Below are 20,893 nucleotides of genomic sequence, written 5' to 3'. Positions count from 1 at the left end.
AATATTATGAAAAAGACCGTATTATCGATCGCATTAGCACTCGCTGCATTCCAAGCTTCTGCACATGACCATAGTACACACGATCACAGTGGGCATGATGCTACTGCCGCTAATACTAAAACATATCATGAAGTACAAAGCATTAATGACGTACTTACGGTTGAGAATGCCCATGCTAAAGCAACTATCCCGGGGGTAAAGGTTAGCGCTGGTTATATGAAGCTCACCAACAAGACAGATGAGCCTATTCGTCTTGTAGAGGCAAAATCATCTGTAGCAGAACATACAGAGATCCATCGTATGTTTATGCGTGATAGTCAGATGGCGATGCGCAAAGTTGATTCGCTTGAGATCCCTGCAAATGGCACTGTTGAACTAAAGCCAAAAGATTACCACCTAATGTTTATGGGTGTTAAAGATGCTTTAGAGCCTGGACAAGAAATCAAAGTGACTTTAGTTGCCGACAACGGTGAAAAGTTTGACGTGCAATTAACTGTTATGCCGATGACCAAGTATTGATTCGGAGTGTAAATATGAAGTTATTTGCTTGTGTACTAGGTTCGCTTTTCGCGTTACCAAGCTTGCTTAATGTCGCTCAAGCGAAAACATCAATGGACAGTATTCTTGAGAGCCAAGCTATCCCCTGCTCTACTGAACTAAGGGATTTGGCAACAGCCACATTAAAAGAAAATCCTCATAGAATGCTACCTTATGTGAGTAAGTCTGATGATGTACATCTTTTCAATGCACTGGCTGTAACCACATATCGTGATCGTCAAAGCCATGTGACTTTTCATGGTGTGAAAAATATCGAAGGTGGATGTGATACTTCTGTCACTGAAAGTTATATTTTGCAAACTTCTTGTGCTGACGCTCGCCATGAAGCTTTTAGCAAATGGGATTTTGAAGGGAAACTGAATGAACATACCTATGTGCTAAAGAGTAAGAAAATCAAAGGTAAACAAGCGTTTCTTACAGAGCAGTTCTCAAACTTTTGCTTAGTAACGACACGACAAGTGATTAGTAACTAATTATAGCCACAATCAATATCAATGCCCTGTTTCTTGATTATTCAAGCACAGGGCATTTTTATCTTCAGTGCATAAAAAACCGATCATCAGCTCGGTTTTTTGTATCTAAAATATTAGATCGTACTTTAAGTGAGATCAGGACAATCCGCGGTTTTCGCCATTTTCACTTTCATTACTTCCGCTTTACCCGCTTCTTCATCGACTAATTTAATACCTGCACCGCCAACAAACGCGCCAATTTTAATAAATTGATTAATGAAATAGTTTCTACCCGCTTCAGTAAATAACGTTATATGGTTTTCAGAAAATTCAGATTCAGTACTGACTACGTGTTCTTCACCTGCTTTTACTTCATGGTAGAAAAAGACACCAGGTGCCGTTTCACCGACACATTCTTTATCAATATAAACATATTTTTTTAATGCTCCGCCGACAATAGAGTCCTCACGATAGATATAGATACCCGCTTTACCTTCTTGTGGCGCAGTAAACTTCTTCGCTTCATTAGACACCGCAGTATCAACAGTCGGAACAGATGCACAGCCAGATAAACCTAGAAGTGCCGCACTAACTAATAATTTATATTTCATAAAACCTTTCCACCAACAAATCCATGACAAAAATAAATAAACAACCTTGTTACTGATTAAATGTTACTCAAGCTAGTGTTTAATTAATATGAGCGTAACAGCATATTTTCACATTCAGCATTAATCTATTCGTGCATTTGATACCTAACAATAAAAAACCACATTCAATGTTAGTAAACAGAGATTTGTTATATCTGAAGGTAAAAAAAAGACAATAAAAAACCGATCAAGAGATCGGTTTTAAATAAAACTAAAGACATTACATTAAGTTATGCTGCATCATTAAGACGTAAACTTTCGTAATAATCCTCTGCCAAAGCAGTCATTTTAAATTCCGCTTCAACACCAGCAATTCTCGCAACAGCCTCTTTGATTTCCTCTAAATCTACATTAAAGAACTCTTTACGAAGATTAACAGCATTAACCCGTTGTGCATTAAATTCTCGGTGTAAAGCCGTTTCGAGAGCGGGAGCATCATCAGTGTATATCATTGCATGTACGTCAAATGGGAACGGTACACTTGCATCACCTAATTCTTTAACTCTATCCATAGGCTCTAATCTACGAGTTAAACCAATCTTATAAACATCTTCACCAAAAGAGCCAATATTACTAATCACATATACATGGCCTTTACGTGTCTGTTCTGCCATGCTTTTAGCTCGCTCTTCTTTCGCTTCAGCTTCTGCTAACTGCTGTTCAAGAATAGCTATTCTTTGCTCCATTGCAGAACGTTCAGTTTCGTTAGCTTTCGCAAGTTCTTCTTGTGCTTTATCGAGTAGAGAGCGATACATTTTTTCTTCTTTTTCAGCTTCTGCAATAGCCTTTTCAAATTCTTTAATTGCTCGTTGCTCTTCTCTAATTTGCTCTTTTATCAATTTCTGCTCTGAAATTTCTTCTTGTTTCTTTAAAGTATATTGATATTGCAGTTTACACTCTTCGAATTTAAGCTCTATATATGAAATATCAAATCCACATTTAAGTGTAGCTGCTGATTTTTCCAAATTATTGGCAAGCTTCTCTATACGCTCTAATGTGCGAGCAAAAGAGCTGGGTGATACCTTGCCAATAAGATTGTCACACTCAATATTAAAAGCTGAGAGCATCAACTTAACTTGACCACTAAGAATTTTATTATTTAGTGACTGATCATTAGAAATCAATAACGTTTCAGGAAACGTTATTGCCGTCTTATCTTTGATCATATCTTTTTGTTGCTGCCTAATATCTTTTATCTCCTCCATAAAGCGGCTAGACGTCTCATAAAGATACTTCGGCATTTCAAAGTGACCGTGAGTAACGAACTCATCAAGTCGAGAATAGAGATCAATCTCGCCCATTAATTCATTCAGTTGATACTCACTTTGCCCGACTTTTTCACCTAACTCATTTAACAATTCACTCTTTATTTCTAAAGAGTCTTCTTTTTCTTTAATACTTAATTTAAGAGAGTCTTCACGTCTTTTTAACGCCAATAATTCCGCCATCTCAGTATTTAGAATCTGAAGTTCGTTCTTTGCTTTTTCTATCGTTACTTTTAATGATTTATTTGATGCGTCGAGATTTTCATTTTCTTGCTTAATTTTAGTCAATGCTTCATCGAGAGACTTATATTCTTTAACTTTTTGATCTGACGCCCTCTTAGTTAAAAGATAAGTTAGTAAAACTAAGACAAAAGAAATACTGACTAATATAAGAATATTTGTATCCATAACTTATTTTAAAACCTCTTGTATAAATTGCTTTCTAAGAGCAGCTCTATCATTACAACGTTCTAGGTACTCTTCATTAGCATCTAACAAAGCATCTTTAAGTGCTTTCTTAGATTCAGAAGCTTTCAACCTAACCTGACGCGCGAGTTCTCTCTGAGCATTTCTAACAAATTTTTCATGCTCTCTAATAGCCTGAGCTTCTGCTCGTTGACGAGCCTTTTCCCTACGTTGAGATTCTCTAATAGCTTGTTTATTTGCTCTATCTATAGCTTTTACAATCTTAACTGCTGTTCTAAATCCGCTGCTACGTCTAGCCAATGCTCCCCCCCCTTTGGAATGCATAGAAAAACATACAAAACTGTAAAATTTTGACAGTTAATATACTTATCTGTCTATGCTATTTATTCGATTAAGTGTTTGATTTTGTAAAAAATATCAAAATGAATAAAAAGCTAAATTCTATTTTTAAAAATTGACACATAAATACTTAAATCCATCAAACCAATTCCCATAAGGGATTATTCTGATAATAAAAAATCGATCTGGTTGCATTTCTGTTATTTAGTTAATTTGCTGTATATAAATATGTTGAGATTCAGCTATCACTAGCCCTTCCCCCAATCATCCACTATCATTGATTCCTCTCTTTCATCAATGGATTGAACTATGCTGCTGGAAGGTATCGAAACCTTATTAGTGTTAGCGGAAGAAGGCACCATGAGCCGTACTGGTAGCCGTTTGTATATTAGCCAGTCGGCAGTGAGCAAACGGATTGCTAAGCTAGAAGCAACGTTAGGCACTAAGCTGATCATCCCTTCGGGCAGGTTAATTAAGCTCACCCCCGATGCTCATGCGTTAATCAAAAACGTTGGGCCGAGTTTTAATGAAATTCGTGGGCTGATTTTTGAACATCAGAATTTGGATGATCAAAGCATTATCACTTTAGATTGTTCTGAAACCTTGGTGGCAGGTTATTTTACCAATGCGTTAGGGACGTATTTTCAAAAAGATAAATACATTTCCATTACGACTCACCATACCCCTGTGATTGTCGAGAACGTGCAATCTGGTAAGGCATCAATTGGCTTTTGTGCCGGACATTTACCAGCACAATACAGTTTTGTTGCCGAGCATTTGATGGATGAGCCATTTAAGTTGGTGTTTAACCAACCGCTGACGGCACTACCTAAAGCGATTGTGGTGAATGATTTGAAAAACCCGTCGAATATTTCTCAGGCGGCGGTGTTACAGAAATTAGGCATTACACCCTTGATGGAAATGGATTCTTATACTGCGTCAGCGCAGTTAGCACTGGCAGGTATGGCACCTGCCCTTGTGCCGCAATCGATTGTGAAAACGTTAAGCATTGACGATAAATACTGTTTTGAATTTGCCGAACTTGCTGAACTTACTCGCCCTATTCACCTGATTTATCGTCAAAATAGTTACAAGCTCCCAAGGGTTAAAAACCTAGTTGAAACCATTGTGGGTGCTGTTCCCAAAGCAGTTTGACCGCCATAATCATCGACATAATGATCACCATTGGGCGAATAAACTTTTGTCCTTTGTTAATCACAATATGTGCGCCTAGTCGTGCACCTATAAATCCACCAGCCGCCATCACTAAGCCTAATTTCCATAACGGTAGCCCTGCGATAATAAAGAAGATCAATGCCGCAATATTAGAGGTGAAGTTTAAAACTTTGGTTCTTGCGGTTGCTTCTACTAAGCCAAATTTGGCAATAGCAACAAAACAGATGGTAAATAATGAGCCTGTTCCAGGGCCAAAGAAACCATCGTAAAAGCCGATTGATGTACCAACTGCAAAAGCAAACATGGCTTCAGACAGTTTCGGTTCGCCCTGTGGTTTACCCACGTTAGGACTTAATAAAAAATATAGCGAAACAAAGATCAATAATACGGGGATCAGGCTGGTTAATATCCCTGCATCTATATGTTGTACCAACAATGCCCCGAGAGCTGAGCCAATAAAGGTACAGGCGATAGCAAGGCGCATTTCACTGAGTTTGACTAACCCATTACGCACAAAGTACAAGGATGCGGAAAAACTACCAAAGGAGCTTTGCAGTTTGTTGGTGGCAAGCACTTGAGCAGGTGGAATACCAACCGATAACAAAGCAGGCACGGTTAATAGCCCGCCGCCCCCTGCGATGGCATCAATAAAGCCCGCTAAACCTGCAACAAAAAACAGTAAAACGAAAATCTCTAAACTTAATTCCATGTTAATCAACGTCGTAAGGTGGTTCTCGATAGTAAGATATTACCTTTGTTGATCATAATGCAATAGCGAAAAACAAGACGACAACCTATTCCTATTTGGAAACGGTTGCCGTGATTGTTTTATTAGGCGGTATTACCAGCTGTTTATATTTACAAGCTAGATTGAAAGGCTATCTGCGGTTGCGGCACATTTCCGCGGGGAACGAAAGTTGTACCATCACATAGCGTTTGAAGGTTTCTTCATAAGGCTGATCATCGAGCGCTTTTTGCATACACAATAGCCATGCGTTTTTCTCTTCAAGCCCAATGTCTAAATGGCTGTGCGCACCGGGGATATTGATGGAGCCGTAAAGCTCGGCATAACGAGAAGGCCCACCCATCCAGCCAATAAGGAAAGTGGTTAACTTGGCTTTGGATTCACTGAGATCAGGGTTATGCATAGCACGTACTTTGGCGGCAACGGGAATGGTATCCATATAATAATAAAATGCATCTACCAGCTTTTTAACGCCTTGCTCACCACCAGCGGCTTGTAAGGTGCTATCACCTACGCCATAAACTGGGGCTTGGGTTTTCTTTACGCCTGAAATCTCATCTTGCTCTGGGTATTCTGAATTGTTCAAACTCGACTCACTGTCTTTTACTGTCCTCGTTTGTTTTATTATATCTAAAAATGATAAAGAGCCTTGCTATCGGCTCTTTATTGTTTAGTTTCTGTTAGCAAAATCACGCCTTAACTAACATGAATAGGCCCACTGAATGAGGTGACAGGTGGCACTTCGCCTTTGTGTTTTTCAATATCTACCACCACGGTATTAGCACTGGTTGCTTGCGCTAACTCAGAGGTCGGCATATCAATGGTAACGGTATTTGGATCGCCATAAGTATCTATTGCGCCTATGTCGTTATTTAATGGCCCAAACCATGCCCCTTCGTAGATACGAATAACCCCTGTTGGGTAATCATCTGAAAGCACTGCACCTGCTAATAACTGCCCTCGATCGTTAAACACTCTGACGATATCACCGTCTTTGATGCCTTTTTTCTTGGCATCGTCTGGGTTGATATAAACAGGTTCGTGTCCTTTCACCGCATAGGTATTACGGAAGTCCTCCGAGTCACACATTTGCGAGTGCAAGCGTTTATCAGGGTGACAAGATTGCAACCAGAATGGGAATTTGTCGGATTTAGGCCCGCCGTGAGAGCGTTCTTCTTTCTCAAACCACATTGGATGCCCTTGGCAATGTTCGTAGTTGTAACGGGCTATTTTGCGACTGTAGATCTCAATAAAGCCTGATGGTGTTCCCAAAGAATTGATTTCAGGATCATCTCGGAACGCTTGGTGACTAACGTAGGTTTGATCAGTTTTAAAACCTGCAAAACCCTCTTTCCAGAACTCATCAAATTCTGGCATTGGGTTTTTATCTTTATTAGCATCACGACAGTTGTTGTACAGCTCTTTGATCCACTGCATTTCATCCATACCACGGGTGTATTCTTTGCTTTTGCCAAAGCGTTTACACAGTTCGGTAAAGATAGCGAAATCGGTTTTCGATTGATAAAGCGGATCGACCAATTTATGCATGGCTAACACACCAGCAGTGGAATATGTACCGTATTGGTCAATATCATCACGTTCAAATTGGGTACAAGCAGGTAGTACAATGTCGGAGAAACGACAGGTAGGCGTCCATGTGTAATCAATATTGACTACGGTTTGCAGTTTTCTGAACGCCTCTTTCATCCGGTTACGTTGTTGATGGTGATTCCACGGATTACAGCCACTAAAGATCATCATTTTAATATCTGGCAACACGACATCGCTGCCATTGAATTTGATCTTCTTACCCGGCTCCATAATAGCATCAATCCACCGAGCGACAGGAATAACCGCGCTATAACCTTTGAAATCGTTGTTGTTCCAAACTGGTACTTGTCCTTCGTCAACATTACGTGGAAAGCCCCCCGGCCCTGCTGCGGTGCTGTATGGCAGTCCTACACCGCTGTAGAAGTGCGAATAAGAAATACCGCCACCGGGCAAACCAATTTGCCCAAGCATTGAAGCTAATACAGCCCCCATCCAATAAGGCTGTTCACCGTGTTGTTGACGCTGTACTGCCCAACCAAACATCAGCATGGTTCTGTCTTTGGCTAATAGTCGGGCAAATTTACGAATATCATCAGCTTTTACGCCACAGATTTTCTCAGCCCATTCAGGGGTTTTCTCGGTTTTGTCTTTACCTGTACCCAATAAATAAGGCAAGAATTCGTCAAACCCTAAAGTGTAGGTTTCAAGGAACTGTTTATCGTAGAGGTTTTCTTTATATAGGGTATGGGCGATCCCTAACATAAATGGTACATCGGTTTGGGGATTAACGTATTGATGTTCACAACCGAAGTATTTTTGGCTTTTCGACACCACGGGATCGACCGATATCATGGTGAGCTCGCCTTTAGCGACTTTGTCTTTTAATTGGGCATAATAGCCATAGGCGTCGTGACTTTCACATTGCCAACCAACCTGCCCGTTTTTAATTGGATCACTCGACCACCAGATCAAGGTTTTGGTGTCTTTTAAAATGGTTGTCCATGTGGTGGCTTGGGCATAAACCTCAGTTGAACCTAACACGTAAGGTAAAATAACTTGTCCTGCCCCAGTAGAATAATCCCCAACCTTTTTAATGAAGTTACCGTGCATCCCCACAGCGCGTTGCATGTGTGAGGTACAGCTTTGGAATTGCCCCGTTTCACGCCAGCCTGTTTGCCCAGCATGGAGTGCCCAAGGACCATAATCTTTTTGAATACGTTGTAGCTCTTGGTAGAACAGCTCGAGTGCTTCATCCCACGTTACTCGTACGAAACGATTACTACCTCGTGTTTCGCCACTGTATTTGTTTTTCTTAAGCCAATCTAACCGTACCATGGGATAACGAATACGGCTTGGGCTATAAATCATCCCTTTAATGCCATTGAGCATATCGGTTGGGTGTTTATCGAGATCAAAAGGTTTGATTTCAGCGACTTTCCCATCGTAAATACGGGCTCTGAATGCACCCCAGTGTGAACCTGACACTTTCCATATACCCGGAGGCTCGGTGGATTTGGTCACTTCTTCTGCGGCTTTGGCTACTTGCATTAATAATCCGGGACCAATAACGGAAGCTGCGCTTGTCGTTGCTAAACCTTGCAAAAATTTACGCCTACTCAGTGACATAAAAAATTCCTCACGATTAAAACGTAAAAAGGTTGCTTAGCACAGAGAGGTAAATGCTAAGCAACCTTTAGTTTGATTAATGTTCAGCTTTTGAAAAGTTGGACGAATGATTTTGTAAGTACTTCAATACAATTGCTTCGCTATCGGTATCGAAATTCACAAATGCGAGCATACCGTTGAACATGCCAGGCCAAGTGTTTGCATCAAAATGGTTTTCTGCTGGCTGGGTATGACACACACTACAGTTAGTGTTATATGCCGATTTTGCTGCTGTCCAAATCGTATTGATATCACTGACAAAGTTCTTTTTCTCTACCCATAAGGTAGCTGTCACTTTCTGCCATTTAAGCCCCGTTACGTCGTCTTCTTTTTCATCAAAGCCTTTCACTATTTCTGGGCTTTGTGCTGCGTTTTTACTGAGTGCTGCGGTTGGAATATTTAATCCGAAATCTTGGTTGATCACCCGACCAAAGCCTTTTTCTTTACGCCAACCATTTAGTTCAATTTGCAGCATGTCATCTTTAATATCGACGACTTTCACCGCTGATGCTGGCTCTAATGAACCGCCATCTTGCGATTTCGCCTGATCTTCAAACATTGGGGTGAATTGAATGCTGTAGTAGGTTTCTCCCGTTGAATAATCGGTACTGTGAGAGGCTGATGCTAAATCTGAACCAATCCCACCCGATGACGCCATATCAGCAGGAAGATGGTGTGCTATCCCTTTATGACAGTCGATACAGCTTTGATCTTTCGCTGCTGCTTGCTTCATTTGGGCTTGCGCACGTAACGACATTTCATCCCATTTCATACTGGCGTAACTATGGCAGCTTTTACATTCTAGCGAGCCATTAGCCGAGAAACGTTTCCACTCATGCTGTGCCAGCTCTAAGCGTTTTGCTTCAAATTTTTCAGGGGTGTCGATAGTGCCGACAATGGCACCGAACACCTCTTTACTTGCCTGCATTTTACGGGCAATTTTGTCTGTCCAGTTATGGGGAACATGACAATCAGGACAGGTGGCACGCACACCTGAATGGTTTTCCCAGTGAACCGTTCCTTGTAATTCGGGGTACACGGTATCTCTCATGGAATGACAGCTAATACAAAATTTCTCAGTATTGGTCATTTCAAGTGCGGTGTTGAATCCCCCCCAAAAGATCACCCCCGCAATAAATCCACCTAAAGCCAACACGCCCAAACTGATCTTGGTTGCTGGACGCCATAACGTTATCCAATATTTTTTTAAGGATGACTTCATTATTTACCTACCCATTTTTATTGAAGGTTGACGAATGCTTAGCCATGCCCTGGTGGGCCGAGGAAAAACACTTGTAACGCCCAAATAAAAAAGCCGTATCCGCTAACAAACATCACGGATAAAATAGGAAACAGTAGAACAACAATGAAAAGAAATGCGCGCCATTCGTAGCGACCTTTCTCTTTATCATCAATTTCATCACTATACATTATTGCTATCTCACTTAATCAGTAAGCCCTTATATTCCTAAAGGGCTTGTTGAGTGCTCAAAGTGAATTATAGTCAATGGATTTACAGTTCATTAACAAAGCAGTCAAAAAGCGATCCGTCGCACAGTATTGCCAGCTATGTTTTTTCTTGCCTTTGTTGCTAACTACATATTTTAGATACAAAAAAAGGCCAGCATTGCTGCTGACCTTAGTATTGACGCACGAAGCAAATTATTCGGCTTCTTCGATCTCTAATACGGTTTGGACTGGAGTTTCGATCTTTGGCGTATTACCAAAACCACGCAAGCCCACCACGTGTACGTGTTCGCGATCTTTGAAAATCTTACGTACCAGTTTGTAGGTTGTACCCTTCTCTGGACTAATATTTTCAGGTGCCGCAATCAATAGCTGCATGTCTAGACGTTCACAAAGCTCAAATAGCGTTGCGATTGACTTACCATCAAGACGTGCTGCCTCATCCAAGAACAGTAGACGACAAGGAATGATGTCTTTACCACGTAGGCGGCGAGATTCTTCTTCCCAGCTTTGTACTACCATCAATAGGATTGCCTGACCTGTACCGATCGCTTCACCTGTTGATAGTGCGCCCGATTCTGCTTGTAGCCAGCCGTCTGTACCACGGTTAACTTCAATGCTTAGCTCTAGGTAGTTACGGTAGTCGAGTAGCTCTTCACCAAAGATCTGTGGTGAACGTTGACCCATATCGATATGTGGGTTCAAACGTTGAAACAATTTCGCAATCGCTTCTGAGAACGATAGACGGTTGTTACCAAATAGATCTTGGTGCTGATCTTTCTGCTCAACTAAACCAGCCAATAGTGATTCGTGTGTTTCACGTACTTTCACGTTTAGACGTACACCATTAACCTGACCGAAGCCCACGCTTTGTAGACCTTGGTTTAGCATACGAATACGGTTTTGCTCACGCTGGATTGTCTTACGAATAATGTTCGCAACAGAATCTGAGCTGATAGCTAGACGTTGTTCACGTGCGGTTAGCTCTTCTGTTAGACGACCTAGTTCAACTTCCATCTCTTCGATAGCTTCAACTGGATCATCGGTACGAATAATATCGTGACGAATACGCTCACGTAGATGCTGATAAACGGCGATGTAGAACAGTACTTTACGCTCTGGACGAGTCACGTCTTCAGAGGCACGTAGCGCATCACGTAAGTCTTCGTTATCCGCCACAGCTAGACGTAGTGAACCTAACGCTTTATCCGATAGCGAACGCAGTTCATCTGCTGACATGTACGCCATTTCACGACGGTGTAGACGACGTTCAACATCGCTTTCACGTGCTAGACGTAATACGGCACACCAACCTGCTTTAGCGTTAACCACGAGTTTACGAATGTCTTGGTAGTCTTTGCCTACTTTGCGCAGACGCTTCACTAGCGACTTCATTTCTAGATCAACAGAAGTGATTGAACGCTCAAGCTGGCTACGACGGTTACGTGAACTGTGTAGACGCTCGTTTAGCTCATCACGGCGTAGACGCGCACGTTCTTCCGCTTCAATATCAGCACGTACACCTAGCTCTTGTAGTTCACGTTCAAACTCTTGAACCGTTTCTAGTTTCGCTTGGTGTGAACTCTTCAGTGACGCCATTAACTGGTTGTACTGGTTCGCTTGTGCGCGAGCTTGTTTTAAGCTTTCACGGCTACGATTACGTACTTGCTCTGCTGTTGCCAGCTTCGCTTTAAGTTGTTCGTTTAGCTCTGAACTCTTACTTAATAGTTCGACAGCATCGGCATAACTAAAGTAGTGACGACGCTCTGCTAAATCCGCGACTGCGAAGATCAGTGTTTTCAGCTCTTGTAGCTTCTGATCAGCGGCTTCGTAATCAACTTGTAGCGCATCAAATTGCTCAGGATCGGCTTCTAGTGCAGAGACTAATGTTTCAAGCTCGGCTAACGCTTTACCGTGACGGTCAAGGTAGTTACGTGCTTCATCCATTTGTGAAAGCTGCTGCTCTACTTCTTCAAAACGTACTGTTAGCGTGTCATCTTCAAGTAGTGTTACTACTGGGTTTAGTTTTCCTAGTAGTGCTAGACCTTCACGGGCTGCCGCCAATTGGCTGCGTTGCTGTTGTTCTTGCGCTTGTGATTCTGCAAGTTGACGAGTGATTTGGTTACGCTCATCACGGGCTTTTTTCAGCTCAACTTCTGGATCTGGGTTAAATGCCACTGCCATGTGCGTTGCAACAAAGCTGTTGAAGCTTTGGTATAAACGCTGAAGCTTTTGCGAATCAAATGATGCTTTTGCATGATCTTCAACAACTTGTTCACGCTCATCACGAAGAATATCTAGGCGTTGTTCACGAGCCGCACGACCAAACAGTGGTACTTTCGGGAAACGTGAGTAACGTAGTTGGCGATCATTTAAGTGAACACAAACTGCATCTTCTAGTTCATCAACGTCAAAGCCGCTGTCATCAAATGCATCTGCATCACCTTCAATGATGTATAAGTCATCTGGGCAATCATCTAAGGCAACTAACTTTTCTTTGATACCTTTTAGATCAGGTACCACGATAGCGTGACGCGCAGGACCGTACATCGCACTGAAGTATGGCGCATCATCAATAGTGATGTCGTCATAGATCTCAGACAACATAGTACCGCCAAGAGTATCGGCTAACGCACGTAAACGTGAATCATCGCTACCACCTGGTTGTGCTAAACGTTCAATATCGCTATCTAGCTGCTTCTTACGTGCCGCTAGTGCATCACGTTGACGAGAAGCTTCACGCTCGTTATCAAGCGTTAACTGCATTGCATCCATAACAGCTTGGCTGCTATCAAGCTCAGCATTAGCTTGCTCAGACAGTTTTTCTAACGCATCTGATGCCGCAATCCATGTTGGTGCTTGTGACTCAAGCGTTGCAATGCGAGAAGCTAAACGCTGCTCGTTATGACGCATGTCATTGCGCTGCTCAACAAGATCGGCTTGATCTTGCTCTAGACTTTCTAGCGTTGCTTCATGGCGCGCTTGCTCTTCCACTAAAGCTAATTCGCTGTCTAATGTGGTCGCGAATTTCTTGGTGTAAGTTTCTGCTAATTCAAACGCTTGGCGCTGGCTGCGAACGCTACGCTCTAAATCACGGTATTGCGCTTTTAGCTGCTCACCACGATCTGAAATTGCACGAAGCTGACGACCGTGGTCAATCAATTCACGAGCTTTATCACTAGCGTTGGCACGATCAATAGCACCTGCGATAGTAGTTACAATCGCCAGACCTTTATCAAACTGTTGCGCTGCCGCAGACGACATATCTAGCTTATGTTTAAGAGCTAGAAGTGCTGTGGTTTGAGTATCTTGTTGCTGCTTAAGCTGAGCAAGATACGGTGGCGCTTGGTCTGGTAGCATTTGATGATCGCCAGACAAATCACGTGCTTTTTCTAATGCTTGCAATGCTTGTTGGTATTGCAATGCACGGGTTTGCTGCATGTCTAATGCTTGTTGGTAATCTGCTAACTGCGTTTTTAAGCTATCGACTTCTTCTTCAGTTAATTGTGATTGTTCTTCAGCCATCGCAAGTTGCTCAGCTGCTTCTTCAACCACCATTACCTGCTCTTCAAGACGCTCTGTTAGCTCTTCAAGATCTTCTTTATAACGCTCGATTTTCTCTGCTTGGCGAACGGCTGTTTGCACAAGTTGCAGGTGATCAGACGCAGCTTGGTGATCTTGCTCTAATGCACCTTCTTGATCGGTTAGCTCACTTAATTCATTCGACATGTTGTTGAACGATGCTTGCTGGTCGATCAGCTTTTGGCGAGAGCCCATTAGATCGCCACGTAGACTTAATGTTTGCTCTAGTTTCTTCTGACGCTCGTTGGCATGACGCATGTAGTCTGCCGCAACATAGTTGGTTGCTTCAGTGATTAAATGCTTGAATAGATCACGATCGCTTTGAGTTAGCTTGATCGCTTCTAGCGTCATACGGTTTTCACGTAGTGCCGCCTCCATGTCTTGGAAGGCTTTTTTAACGCCGATGTTGTGCGGTAATAAGTAGTCACGTAGAGAACGTGTGATCGCACTTGAAATACCACCGTAAAGTGATGCTTCAATTAAGCGATAGAACTTAGAACGGTCTTGGCTATTACGCAGTTTCTTCGGTAATACGCCCATTTCAAACATTTGAACGTGGTAATCAGTTACCGAGTTAAATGCTTTAAATTGAACGCCTTCAAACTCAGCTACGATGTCTTTTACGTCGTTTAGTTGACGTACACGAGCTTGGTTGTCTGAAATTGTTTCAATCAACACATCTGTTGGTTTGATGTGTGATGGCAGACCTTGAATTAAGAAAGGTTTAATATCAACTTTCTTATCACGACCCGCTACTTGCTGTAGTTTAACAGCGAAGATAATGCGTTGTTTTTTCGAGTTAACAACATCCAGTGCTGCGTAACACGCACCTGGCTTTAACTTACCGTGTAGACCTTTATCACGAGACGCATTCGAGCTACCCGCTTCTGTGGTGTTTCGGAAGTGTAGAAGGCTTTGGTCAGGAATTAGTGTGGTGATGAAGGCCGCCATTGTGGTTGACTTACCCGCACCGTTACCGCCTGAAAGCGTTGTCACCAAATTATCAATGTCAAAAGTACGGGCAAAGAAACCGTTCCAGTTGACCATGGTGAGCGATTGATACTTACCGCGTTCCATTAGATATTACTCTCCTGTTCCACTTGTTCTGCTTCTGCTTTTTCAAGTGGTTCTTGATTTTCTTGTTCAATCTCATCTAGCAAGCTTGATTGGCTTGGCTCTTGGTGGTGAACAACGGCTTCACCATCACGGATCAAGCGAAGCTGTGCTTCACGAATGTCATCACCAGTACGTACATCAGCACCAAAACGGAATACCGCTTCGCTGATACGGAATTTACCGTGATCACCAATCGGAATTAACATGCCAATACGACGTAGACGACGCAGTGAGGTTTTCACTTTATCGAACAGTTTTTCACGATCAAGATCAGAACCCGTTGCACGGTTAGTCACTAATTTCATTAGCTTTTGTTCATCTGCTAATGCTACTAACTCGTCAAACAATTCTTGGTTAGTAAAGATACCTTCGTGCGCCAAACGCTCTGGGCTTAGGTATAGGAAACACAGCACTTTACCCACTAACATGTCGATTTCTGACAGAACAGAACGACCAATTAATGAGGTTGAACGTGGACGAAGGTATAGAAAACCTTCAGGAGCACGAACTAATTCTGCGTTGTAACGCTTGTAGAACATCGCTAATTCTTGTTCAAATTCAATCAAGAATGCGTGGTTATCTAAATCTTCACTAGAAATATGGCGACCTGAGCGGAGCGCGTTATCCAGTGCAGGGAAAAGTGGATTAGCAATCGCTTTTGCTAACTTTTCCGGCATGAATTCTTCAATATTTGTCAATGACATGAGCTTGTACCTTGGCTCCGTATTCGTTAATTGCTTCCCAATCCGGCTGAATAGCGTTGAAATCCGCTTCCGAGTATCCCATTCTAACTGCTTGATCAATGACGATTCTTGCCAAGTCAAAATGCTGGGCAAATGGGTGTTGAGCCAAATAATCTTTAAGAAGTAGGCTTAAGTTAATTGGGGCGCCAGTTTCCTTATGCGCTTGAAGCATTGCTGCGACTTTTTCAGCCAAAATATCGTTGACTAAATCCAGCTCTTCAAATTCCATCTCAGCAGGAACAATACCTGTCACTTCATCATCACGAAGCACGAGCGCTTCATCACGCATGTCTAATAGACGTTCTGCATCGGCATAAGTCAGTAGCCATGGCGCATCAAAATAATCAGTAACCGATTGACGTAAACGCTGACTAAAGGCACGGTTCTTATCCATGTCGATAGCGGTACGAATGAATTTATGTACGTGGCGGTCATAGCCAATCCATAAATCAATCGCTTGCTGACCCCAGCTGATAATACGGTCGAGTTTCATTTGCAGGATGTAAATCATTGCATCAACGAAATCGAGATCATCGTGACCTTGGGTCGCTTCTTGAATGGTCAATAATTGCGCTTGTAGCTGATCGCCTGCCGCTTGCAGAGTATCTTGTAACTCTTTTAGTGTTGATGAAGTTTCATCAAGTAGTTGCTCACAGCTACTGATCGCAGCACGCCAGTCTTGGTTTAACAACTCAGCAATGTCGACTTTCACTTGCTGCTGTTGTTCATCCATGGTGCGCTGGTTTAAATCGATACGGTCGAAAATTTCAGCCACTGAATATTTCAATACGGCATGAACGTTTTGACGCCAGTGTTTTTCATCACCGCCTTCTTGCGCTGCTGTCGCGGCTTTATTAATTTCGTCAGCCACCATCGCTAACTGAATAGATAGCTTAAGTGTTGAGAATTCACGTTGACGAACGTAATAATCAGTAATGCCAAGTGCCAGCGGGCTTAAACGGTAAATACTAGCGCCATCAGTCACTTCACTGGTAAAACGCGAAATTAATCGTTGTCTTACCAATTCGTTAATGGCGTTGTTGGCGCGAAATGCCAGGGTTTCTTTTGACTGGCCGAACATGTCGCTTACGATGCGAAATGCGTCAACCAGTTCTCCTTCCCCTAATTCTTCATCAAAGCGATCACCGCTTAATACGGCAATGGCTAACAAGAACGCCAGCCGTTCCGTTGGTAGGTTTAAAGCAAATTCATTCTGCTTTACCCAGTTAACCAACTCAGGAACCGTCTGGGTAACTTCACTCATCCCTTGTCCTTATTGCTGTTATTTGTATTTGTCGTTGTCATGCTCGTTTCTTCAGCAAAAGGCTTACGGGCATAAACATGAATATAACGACCCAACGACAAAAACGGTTCCTGACGACAGAGCTTTTGCTCCATATCAAGAACTTGTTCAAAACTGTAGTCACCTACTCGGAAGTTTTGCATGTAATCATGGAAGGTACGAACCCCTGTTTTCCCCATGATTTCAAAACCTGCATCAGTCAGGCACTGATATACATCGTCTGGTTTTATTCCTTGCTGCGGCTGTAATTTAAAACGCTTGCGATGGGGCATGCCTTGCTCAATGTGAGTCAGGTTGCCACAAATCAAGTTCTTAAACAGTAGTCCGTTGTAGTTATAAAACATCACGGAAATAGCGCCACCCGGTTTCACGTTCTCTAATAGACCCGTGAGTACCTCAATTGGTTCAGCTAGCCATTCCATTACGGCGTGAAATAATACCAAATCAACAGGTTCAGATAAGAACTCCCCGATTTCTTGTACCGGGCAGTGCACCAAACGATATTGCTCAAGCAAACCGTTTTTAGCAATTTCTTGTTGAGCTAGTGTCAACATTTCGCTAGAAAGATCACATAACGTCACTTGATGTCCAAGTGATGCAATTTTTTGTGACAACTGCCCTAGTCCTCCTCCTGCATCGAGTACAGAAAGTGGTGATACACTGCTAAGCGCGGCGAGAATTTGTTCAATATCTTGCCAAACGACAGTTTGCCGAATCTGCCCTTTTGCAGTGCCATATATGTTTTCAGCGAACTTTTGCGCCAAATCATCAAAATTTCGGTCTTTTATCACGGCTGCTTTACGTTATGATAGCGAATCTAAAAAGTGACTTATTTTCTCACAAGCAGTAAAGGAATAAAGGCTTGTGATGCTTTTTCAAGCTCAACTGCTGAAATTTCGGACTACATTTCATGTTTGAATTAAAAAAATTAATCGCAACACTCCTTATGCCCTTGCCTGCGCTACTGATCATCGGTGTTATAGGATTATTGGTTTTATGGTTTAGCCGTAAAACGAAACTGGCTTCTGGGATTATCGCTTTCTCTTTTCTTGGCATTTTCGCGGTCTCTTTCCAACCCGTTTCTACCAGCCTATTACGTCCTTTGGAGCAAGAACACCGCGCATTTGTTGGCAGTTCAAAGCCTATCGATTTTATTATGGTGCTCGGTAATGACCATGTGATCGATAAAACCTTTCCAATAACGTCAGAACTTTCACGCACGGCGTTAATGCGCCTTGCGGAAGGGATCCGTATTTACCGTATGTATCCGGGGTCGAAAATGATCTTATCGGGCTATAGCGGCGGTACAACCATGAGCCATGCCCGTATGCTTGCGAAAGTGGCTTTAGCACTTGGAGTGAGTAAATCTGACATTTTGCTACTCGAAACAGCAAAAGATACGTGGGAAGAAGCACATCAAGCAGCTTCTGTCGTCGGTAGTAAGAATTTAGTGCTAGTAACATCGGCAAGCCATATGTCGCGTGCGCTCAATGAGTTCCATCAGGCTGGCTTAGATCCTATCCCTGCACCAACTAATTTCATGGCAACCAATAAAATTCAACAGCCTTGGGTTCGCTATGCGCCTAGTTCGCAGTTCTTAAATCAAACAGAGCGTTACTGGCATGAAAAACTAGGCATGTTGTGGCAAGATCTCCGTAATTTCCTCGCTAACGTCGAGCAAAAGAAGATCGAAAAGAACACCGAAGAGAACGCTGACGCACTCACAGTGGCAGGCTAAAATACAAATATAACCAAGTTAACATAAAGACTTGGTTCCCCTTTCTTTAGCCCAATGAGCAATACTATCCGTTGCTTATTGGGCTTTTTTACGCTTCTAAACTAAGTTAACTGTTTATTTATCATTGAGTTAAACACCATTCTGGCAACTTCGAACTTCAACCAAATATAACTAAAAGTTATATATAAATTCATTTTAAGCTAACAAAAGCAATAAAAAGTGTATCTGAAACGCACATTTGCGAATATGATTCTTTCCAACAAGAAACAGTAAATCGCTTAACATTTTCAGTTATAAATTTAACCGCTATCAGTTTTATTGACTGCGAATTATTGCTTCTAACTATAAATATACGAATAAATCAAAGGTTCGCAGTATGTACCAAATACTAAATTTAGCGATTTTTGCGCTACTTATTGCTTTACTTATCAAGCAACAACGCACAGACAGCACACTTTCAAAACGCGTATTTACTGGCCTATTTTTAGGTGTTCTGTTTGGTGCCTCACTTCAATGGTTCTATGGCCCAGCAACCTCTGTTGTTATCGATACACTTGAGTATGTAAATATTGTTGGTGCAGGTTATGTAAGCTTGCTGAAAATGATTGTTATGCCGCTAATCATGGTATCTATCATCGGTGCAATCATTAAAGTTAAAGACTCTAGCTCACTGGGTAAGATCTCTTTCCTAACCATTGGTATTTTACTAGCAACTACTGCAGTATCCGCTTTAATTGGTATCGCTGTTACTAATGCCTTTGGTTTAAGTGCTGACGGTATTGTTGAAGGTGCACGTGAAATTGCACGTGGTGAAGCGCTACAAACCCGTTTGGGTAGTATTGCGAATGTGTCGTTTGCAGACATGATTATTTCTTTCTTCCCATCAAACCCGTTTGCAGATTTAGCTGGTACTCGCCCAACATCCACCATTGCGGTAGTGATCTTCTCGGCGTTTATTGGTATGGCAGGTTTAACCGTTATTAAAACTAGCCCTGAAATTGGCGCAAGTTTCGAGAAGTTCATTCATGTAGCCCAAGAAATTGTACGTACCCTTGTTCGCATGGTGCTTAGCCTAACGCCTTACGGTGTGTTAGCCCTAATGACGAAAGTTGTTGCTGGCTCAAACTATGATGACATTCTGAGCTTACTGAACTTTGTTGTCGCTTCTTATATTGGTTTAGGTTTAATTCTGGTACTACACCTAGTGCTTGTGAGCTTTACTGGTGTTAACCCGTTCCGTTTCTTTATGACGATCTTACCTGTACTGACGTTTGCGTTTACCTCACGCTCTAGCGCAGGCACTATCCCACTGAACATTGAAACGCAGGTTAAATCTTTAGGTAATGGTGATGCAGTAGCGAACTTCTCAGCCTCTTTCGGTGCAACTATGGGTCAAAATGGCTGTGCTGGTTTATACCCTGCGATGCTTGCAGTAATGATTGCCCCAACCGTTGGCATCAATCCATTAGATCCTAGCTTCATTGCATCATTAGTTGCGATTGTCACCGTAAGTTCATTTGGTATCGCAGGTATTGGTGGTGGTGCAACATTTGCTGCAATTATCGTACTTTCAACACTGGGGATGCCTGTGGCGTTAGCTGGCCTGCTAATTTCAATTGAACCTCTAATTGATATGGGTCGTACTGCAGTAAACGTAAGTGGTTCAATGACAGCGGGTACAATGACTTCTCGTATTCTAGGTCTAAACCAGTCCACTGATATTGATAACGAAAAACAACCAGAAGTAGTTAATAACAATATTTAATTTTTATACCCAAGTAACCTCAAGGTATTTGGATATATTAAAGCTGTGATTTTCTCTTATTAACGATGAGAAATTTCACAGCTTTTTTTATTTTTCAAAAATCAATCAAAGATTACTTTTTTAGTGAAAAACATTTATTATACAAATTAAAAACAAATTTAATGATAAATAGTTAATTAATGCCTTCTATTTTATTCTTATTGTATAAAAGCAAATCATTTTATTCCCTTCTACAATTTTAAATGCGTTAAAAACCACCACCCACAGGCTTTTATTAACAAATGAACACTTAACTCAAAATGTGACATAAGTCACATTAAGCACTCCATTTTAGGTTCACTTTAATAAGCAT

The 20,893-nt window shown here is 42.0% G+C and carries 17 protein-coding genes; 5 read left to right on the top strand and 12 right to left on the bottom strand.

The window, feature by feature from the left end; translation table 11 throughout:
- The first annotated feature begins 6 nt into the window (after positions 1–6).
- Together Q7674_RS13140 and Q7674_RS13135 are read left to right on the top strand one after the other, a co-directional pair.
- Entirely contained in the window at positions 7–519 is a 513-nt protein-coding gene (locus tag Q7674_RS13140; RefSeq protein ID WP_045063045.1) for a copper chaperone PCu(A)C, read from the top strand.
- Between the two features lie 14 nt (positions 520–533).
- On the top strand, positions 534–1,031 hold the full coding sequence (locus Q7674_RS13135; RefSeq protein WP_045063044.1) for a hypothetical protein: 498 nt from the start codon (positions 534–536) through the stop codon (positions 1,029–1,031).
- Between the two features lie 125 nt (positions 1,032–1,156).
- Here the strand turns inward: Q7674_RS13135 and Q7674_RS13130 are convergent, their stop codons facing one another.
- From Q7674_RS13130 to Q7674_RS13120, 3 genes are all read right to left on the bottom strand, one after another.
- Positions 1,157–1,621 carry a DUF2846 domain-containing protein gene (locus tag Q7674_RS13130; protein WP_107229566.1) on the bottom strand — a complete coding sequence of 155 codons (465 nt, stop codon included), beginning with the start codon at positions 1,619–1,621 and terminating at the stop codon, positions 1,157–1,159.
- A gap of 269 nt (positions 1,622–1,890) precedes the next feature.
- The gene (locus tag Q7674_RS13125; RefSeq protein WP_045063043.1) at positions 1,891–3,333 is read right to left on the bottom strand and encodes an SNIPE associated domain-containing protein; all 1,443 of its coding nucleotides are present in this window, start codon (positions 3,331–3,333) and stop codon (positions 1,891–1,893) included.
- Between the two features lie 3 nt (positions 3,334–3,336).
- Complete coding sequence (locus Q7674_RS13120) at positions 3,337–3,651, bottom strand: hypothetical protein (protein ID WP_045063042.1); 315 nt, start codon at positions 3,649–3,651, stop codon at positions 3,337–3,339.
- Positions 3,652–3,999: 348 nt separating this feature from the next.
- Here Q7674_RS13120 and Q7674_RS13115 point away from each other — a divergent pair, with 348 nt between their 5' ends.
- The gene (locus tag Q7674_RS13115) at positions 4,000–4,845 is read left to right on the top strand and encodes a LysR family transcriptional regulator (RefSeq protein ID WP_305423943.1); all 846 of its coding nucleotides are present in this window, start codon (positions 4,000–4,002) and stop codon (positions 4,843–4,845) included.
- Here Q7674_RS13115 and Q7674_RS13110 read toward each other — a convergent pair.
- The 9 genes from Q7674_RS13110 to cmoM all read right to left on the bottom strand — a co-directional run bounded on the left by Q7674_RS13110 (position 4,796) and on the right by cmoM (position 17,829).
- Positions 4,796–5,575, bottom strand: a complete 780-nt coding sequence (locus Q7674_RS13110; RefSeq protein ID WP_023932698.1) for a TSUP family transporter — start codon at positions 5,573–5,575, stop codon at positions 4,796–4,798. The genes Q7674_RS13115 and Q7674_RS13110 overlap by 50 nt on opposite strands.
- A 169-nt stretch (positions 5,576–5,744) precedes the next feature.
- On the bottom strand, positions 5,745–6,197 hold the full coding sequence (locus Q7674_RS13105) for a group II truncated hemoglobin (protein ID WP_045063040.1): 453 nt from the start codon (positions 6,195–6,197) through the stop codon (positions 5,745–5,747).
- Positions 6,198–6,307: 110 nt separating this feature from the next.
- A complete protein-coding gene (gene torA, locus Q7674_RS13100; RefSeq protein WP_045063039.1) occupies positions 6,308–8,788 on the bottom strand; it encodes a trimethylamine-N-oxide reductase TorA in 2,481 nt (826 codons plus the stop codon).
- A gap of 76 nt (positions 8,789–8,864) precedes the next feature.
- Positions 8,865–10,049, bottom strand: coding sequence for a pentaheme c-type cytochrome TorC (gene torC, locus Q7674_RS13095; RefSeq protein ID WP_008986797.1), 1,185 nt, complete (start codon positions 10,047–10,049; stop codon positions 8,865–8,867).
- Between the two features lie 38 nt (positions 10,050–10,087).
- Positions 10,088–10,258: a trimethylamine N-oxide reductase system protein TorE gene (torE, locus tag Q7674_RS13090; protein ID WP_008986796.1), complete on the bottom strand. Its 171-nt coding sequence runs from the start codon at positions 10,256–10,258 to the stop codon at positions 10,088–10,090.
- A 231-nt stretch (positions 10,259–10,489) separates the two neighbouring features.
- Complete coding sequence (gene mukB / locus Q7674_RS13085) at positions 10,490–14,953, bottom strand: chromosome partition protein MukB (RefSeq protein WP_305423940.1); 4,464 nt, start codon at positions 14,951–14,953, stop codon at positions 10,490–10,492.
- Positions 14,953–15,696 (bottom strand): chromosome partition protein MukE, encoded by a 744-nt coding sequence (gene mukE / locus Q7674_RS13080; RefSeq protein WP_305423939.1) that lies wholly within the window; start codon positions 15,694–15,696, stop codon positions 14,953–14,955. The genes mukB and mukE overlap by 1 nt, the downstream gene beginning before the upstream one ends.
- Positions 15,677–16,999 carry a chromosome partition protein MukF gene (gene mukF / locus Q7674_RS13075; RefSeq protein ID WP_008986793.1) on the bottom strand — a complete coding sequence of 441 codons (1,323 nt, stop codon included), beginning with the start codon at positions 16,997–16,999 and terminating at the stop codon, positions 15,677–15,679. The genes mukE and mukF overlap by 20 nt, the downstream gene beginning before the upstream one ends.
- Positions 16,996–17,829 carry a tRNA uridine 5-oxyacetic acid(34) methyltransferase CmoM gene (gene cmoM / locus Q7674_RS13070; protein WP_045063036.1) on the bottom strand — a complete coding sequence of 278 codons (834 nt, stop codon included), beginning with the start codon at positions 17,827–17,829 and terminating at the stop codon, positions 16,996–16,998. Before cmoM ends, mukF begins: the two co-directional genes overlap by 4 nt.
- Positions 17,830–17,948: 119 nt before the next feature.
- Between cmoM and elyC the strand changes: the two genes are divergently transcribed.
- Positions 17,949–18,776 (top strand): envelope biogenesis factor ElyC, encoded by an 828-nt coding sequence (elyC, locus tag Q7674_RS13065; RefSeq protein ID WP_305423938.1) that lies wholly within the window; start codon positions 17,949–17,951, stop codon positions 18,774–18,776.
- 376 nt (positions 18,777–19,152) lie between these two features.
- The gene (locus tag Q7674_RS13060; RefSeq protein ID WP_045063034.1) at positions 19,153–20,541 is read left to right on the top strand and encodes an L-cystine transporter; all 1,389 of its coding nucleotides are present in this window, start codon (positions 19,153–19,155) and stop codon (positions 20,539–20,541) included.
- Positions 20,542–20,893 lie beyond the last annotated feature (352 nt).

The sequence above is a fragment of the Photobacterium leiognathi genome (assembly GCF_030685535.1).
Taxonomy (GTDB): Bacteria; Pseudomonadota; Gammaproteobacteria; order Enterobacterales; family Vibrionaceae; genus Photobacterium; species Photobacterium leiognathi.
The sequence above is the reverse complement of the archived record's forward strand: the minus strand, read 5'-3'. Positions and strand labels throughout refer to the sequence as shown.

Bases quoted from the DNA above. Each gene is read 5' to 3' on its own strand.
- Q7674_RS13140 (WP_045063045.1), top strand. From the start codon at position 7: ATGAAAAAGACCGTATTATCGATCGCATTAGCACTCGCTGCATTCCAA.
- Q7674_RS13135 (WP_045063044.1), top strand. From the start codon at position 534: ATGAAGTTATTTGCTTGTGTACTAGGTTCGCTTTTCGCGTTACCAAGC.
- Q7674_RS13130 (WP_107229566.1), bottom strand. From the start codon at position 1,621: ATGAAATATAAATTATTAGTTAGTGCGGCACTTCTAGGTTTATCTGGC.
- Q7674_RS13125 (WP_045063043.1), bottom strand. From the start codon at position 3,333: ATGGATACAAATATTCTTATATTAGTCAGTATTTCTTTTGTCTTAGTT.
- Q7674_RS13115 (WP_305423943.1), top strand. From the start codon at position 4,000: ATGCTGCTGGAAGGTATCGAAACCTTATTAGTGTTAGCGGAAGAAGGC.
- Q7674_RS13110 (WP_023932698.1), bottom strand. From the start codon at position 5,575: ATGGAATTAAGTTTAGAGATTTTCGTTTTACTGTTTTTTGTTGCAGGT.
- torA (WP_045063039.1), bottom strand. From the start codon at position 8,788: ATGTCACTGAGTAGGCGTAAATTTTTGCAAGGTTTAGCAACGACAAGC.
- torC (WP_008986797.1), bottom strand. From the start codon at position 10,049: ATGAAGTCATCCTTAAAAAAATATTGGATAACGTTATGGCGTCCAGCA.
- torE (WP_008986796.1), bottom strand. From the start codon at position 10,258: ATGTATAGTGATGAAATTGATGATAAAGAGAAAGGTCGCTACGAATGG.
- mukB (WP_305423940.1), bottom strand. From the start codon at position 14,953: ATGGAACGCGGTAAGTATCAATCGCTCACCATGGTCAACTGGAACGGT.
- mukE (WP_305423939.1), bottom strand. From the start codon at position 15,696: ATGTCATTGACAAATATTGAAGAATTCATGCCGGAAAAGTTAGCAAAA.
- mukF (WP_008986793.1), bottom strand. From the start codon at position 16,999: ATGAGTGAAGTTACCCAGACGGTTCCTGAGTTGGTTAACTGGGTAAAG.
- elyC (WP_305423938.1), top strand. From the start codon at position 17,949: ATGTTTGAATTAAAAAAATTAATCGCAACACTCCTTATGCCCTTGCCT.
- Q7674_RS13060 (WP_045063034.1), top strand. From the start codon at position 19,153: ATGTACCAAATACTAAATTTAGCGATTTTTGCGCTACTTATTGCTTTA.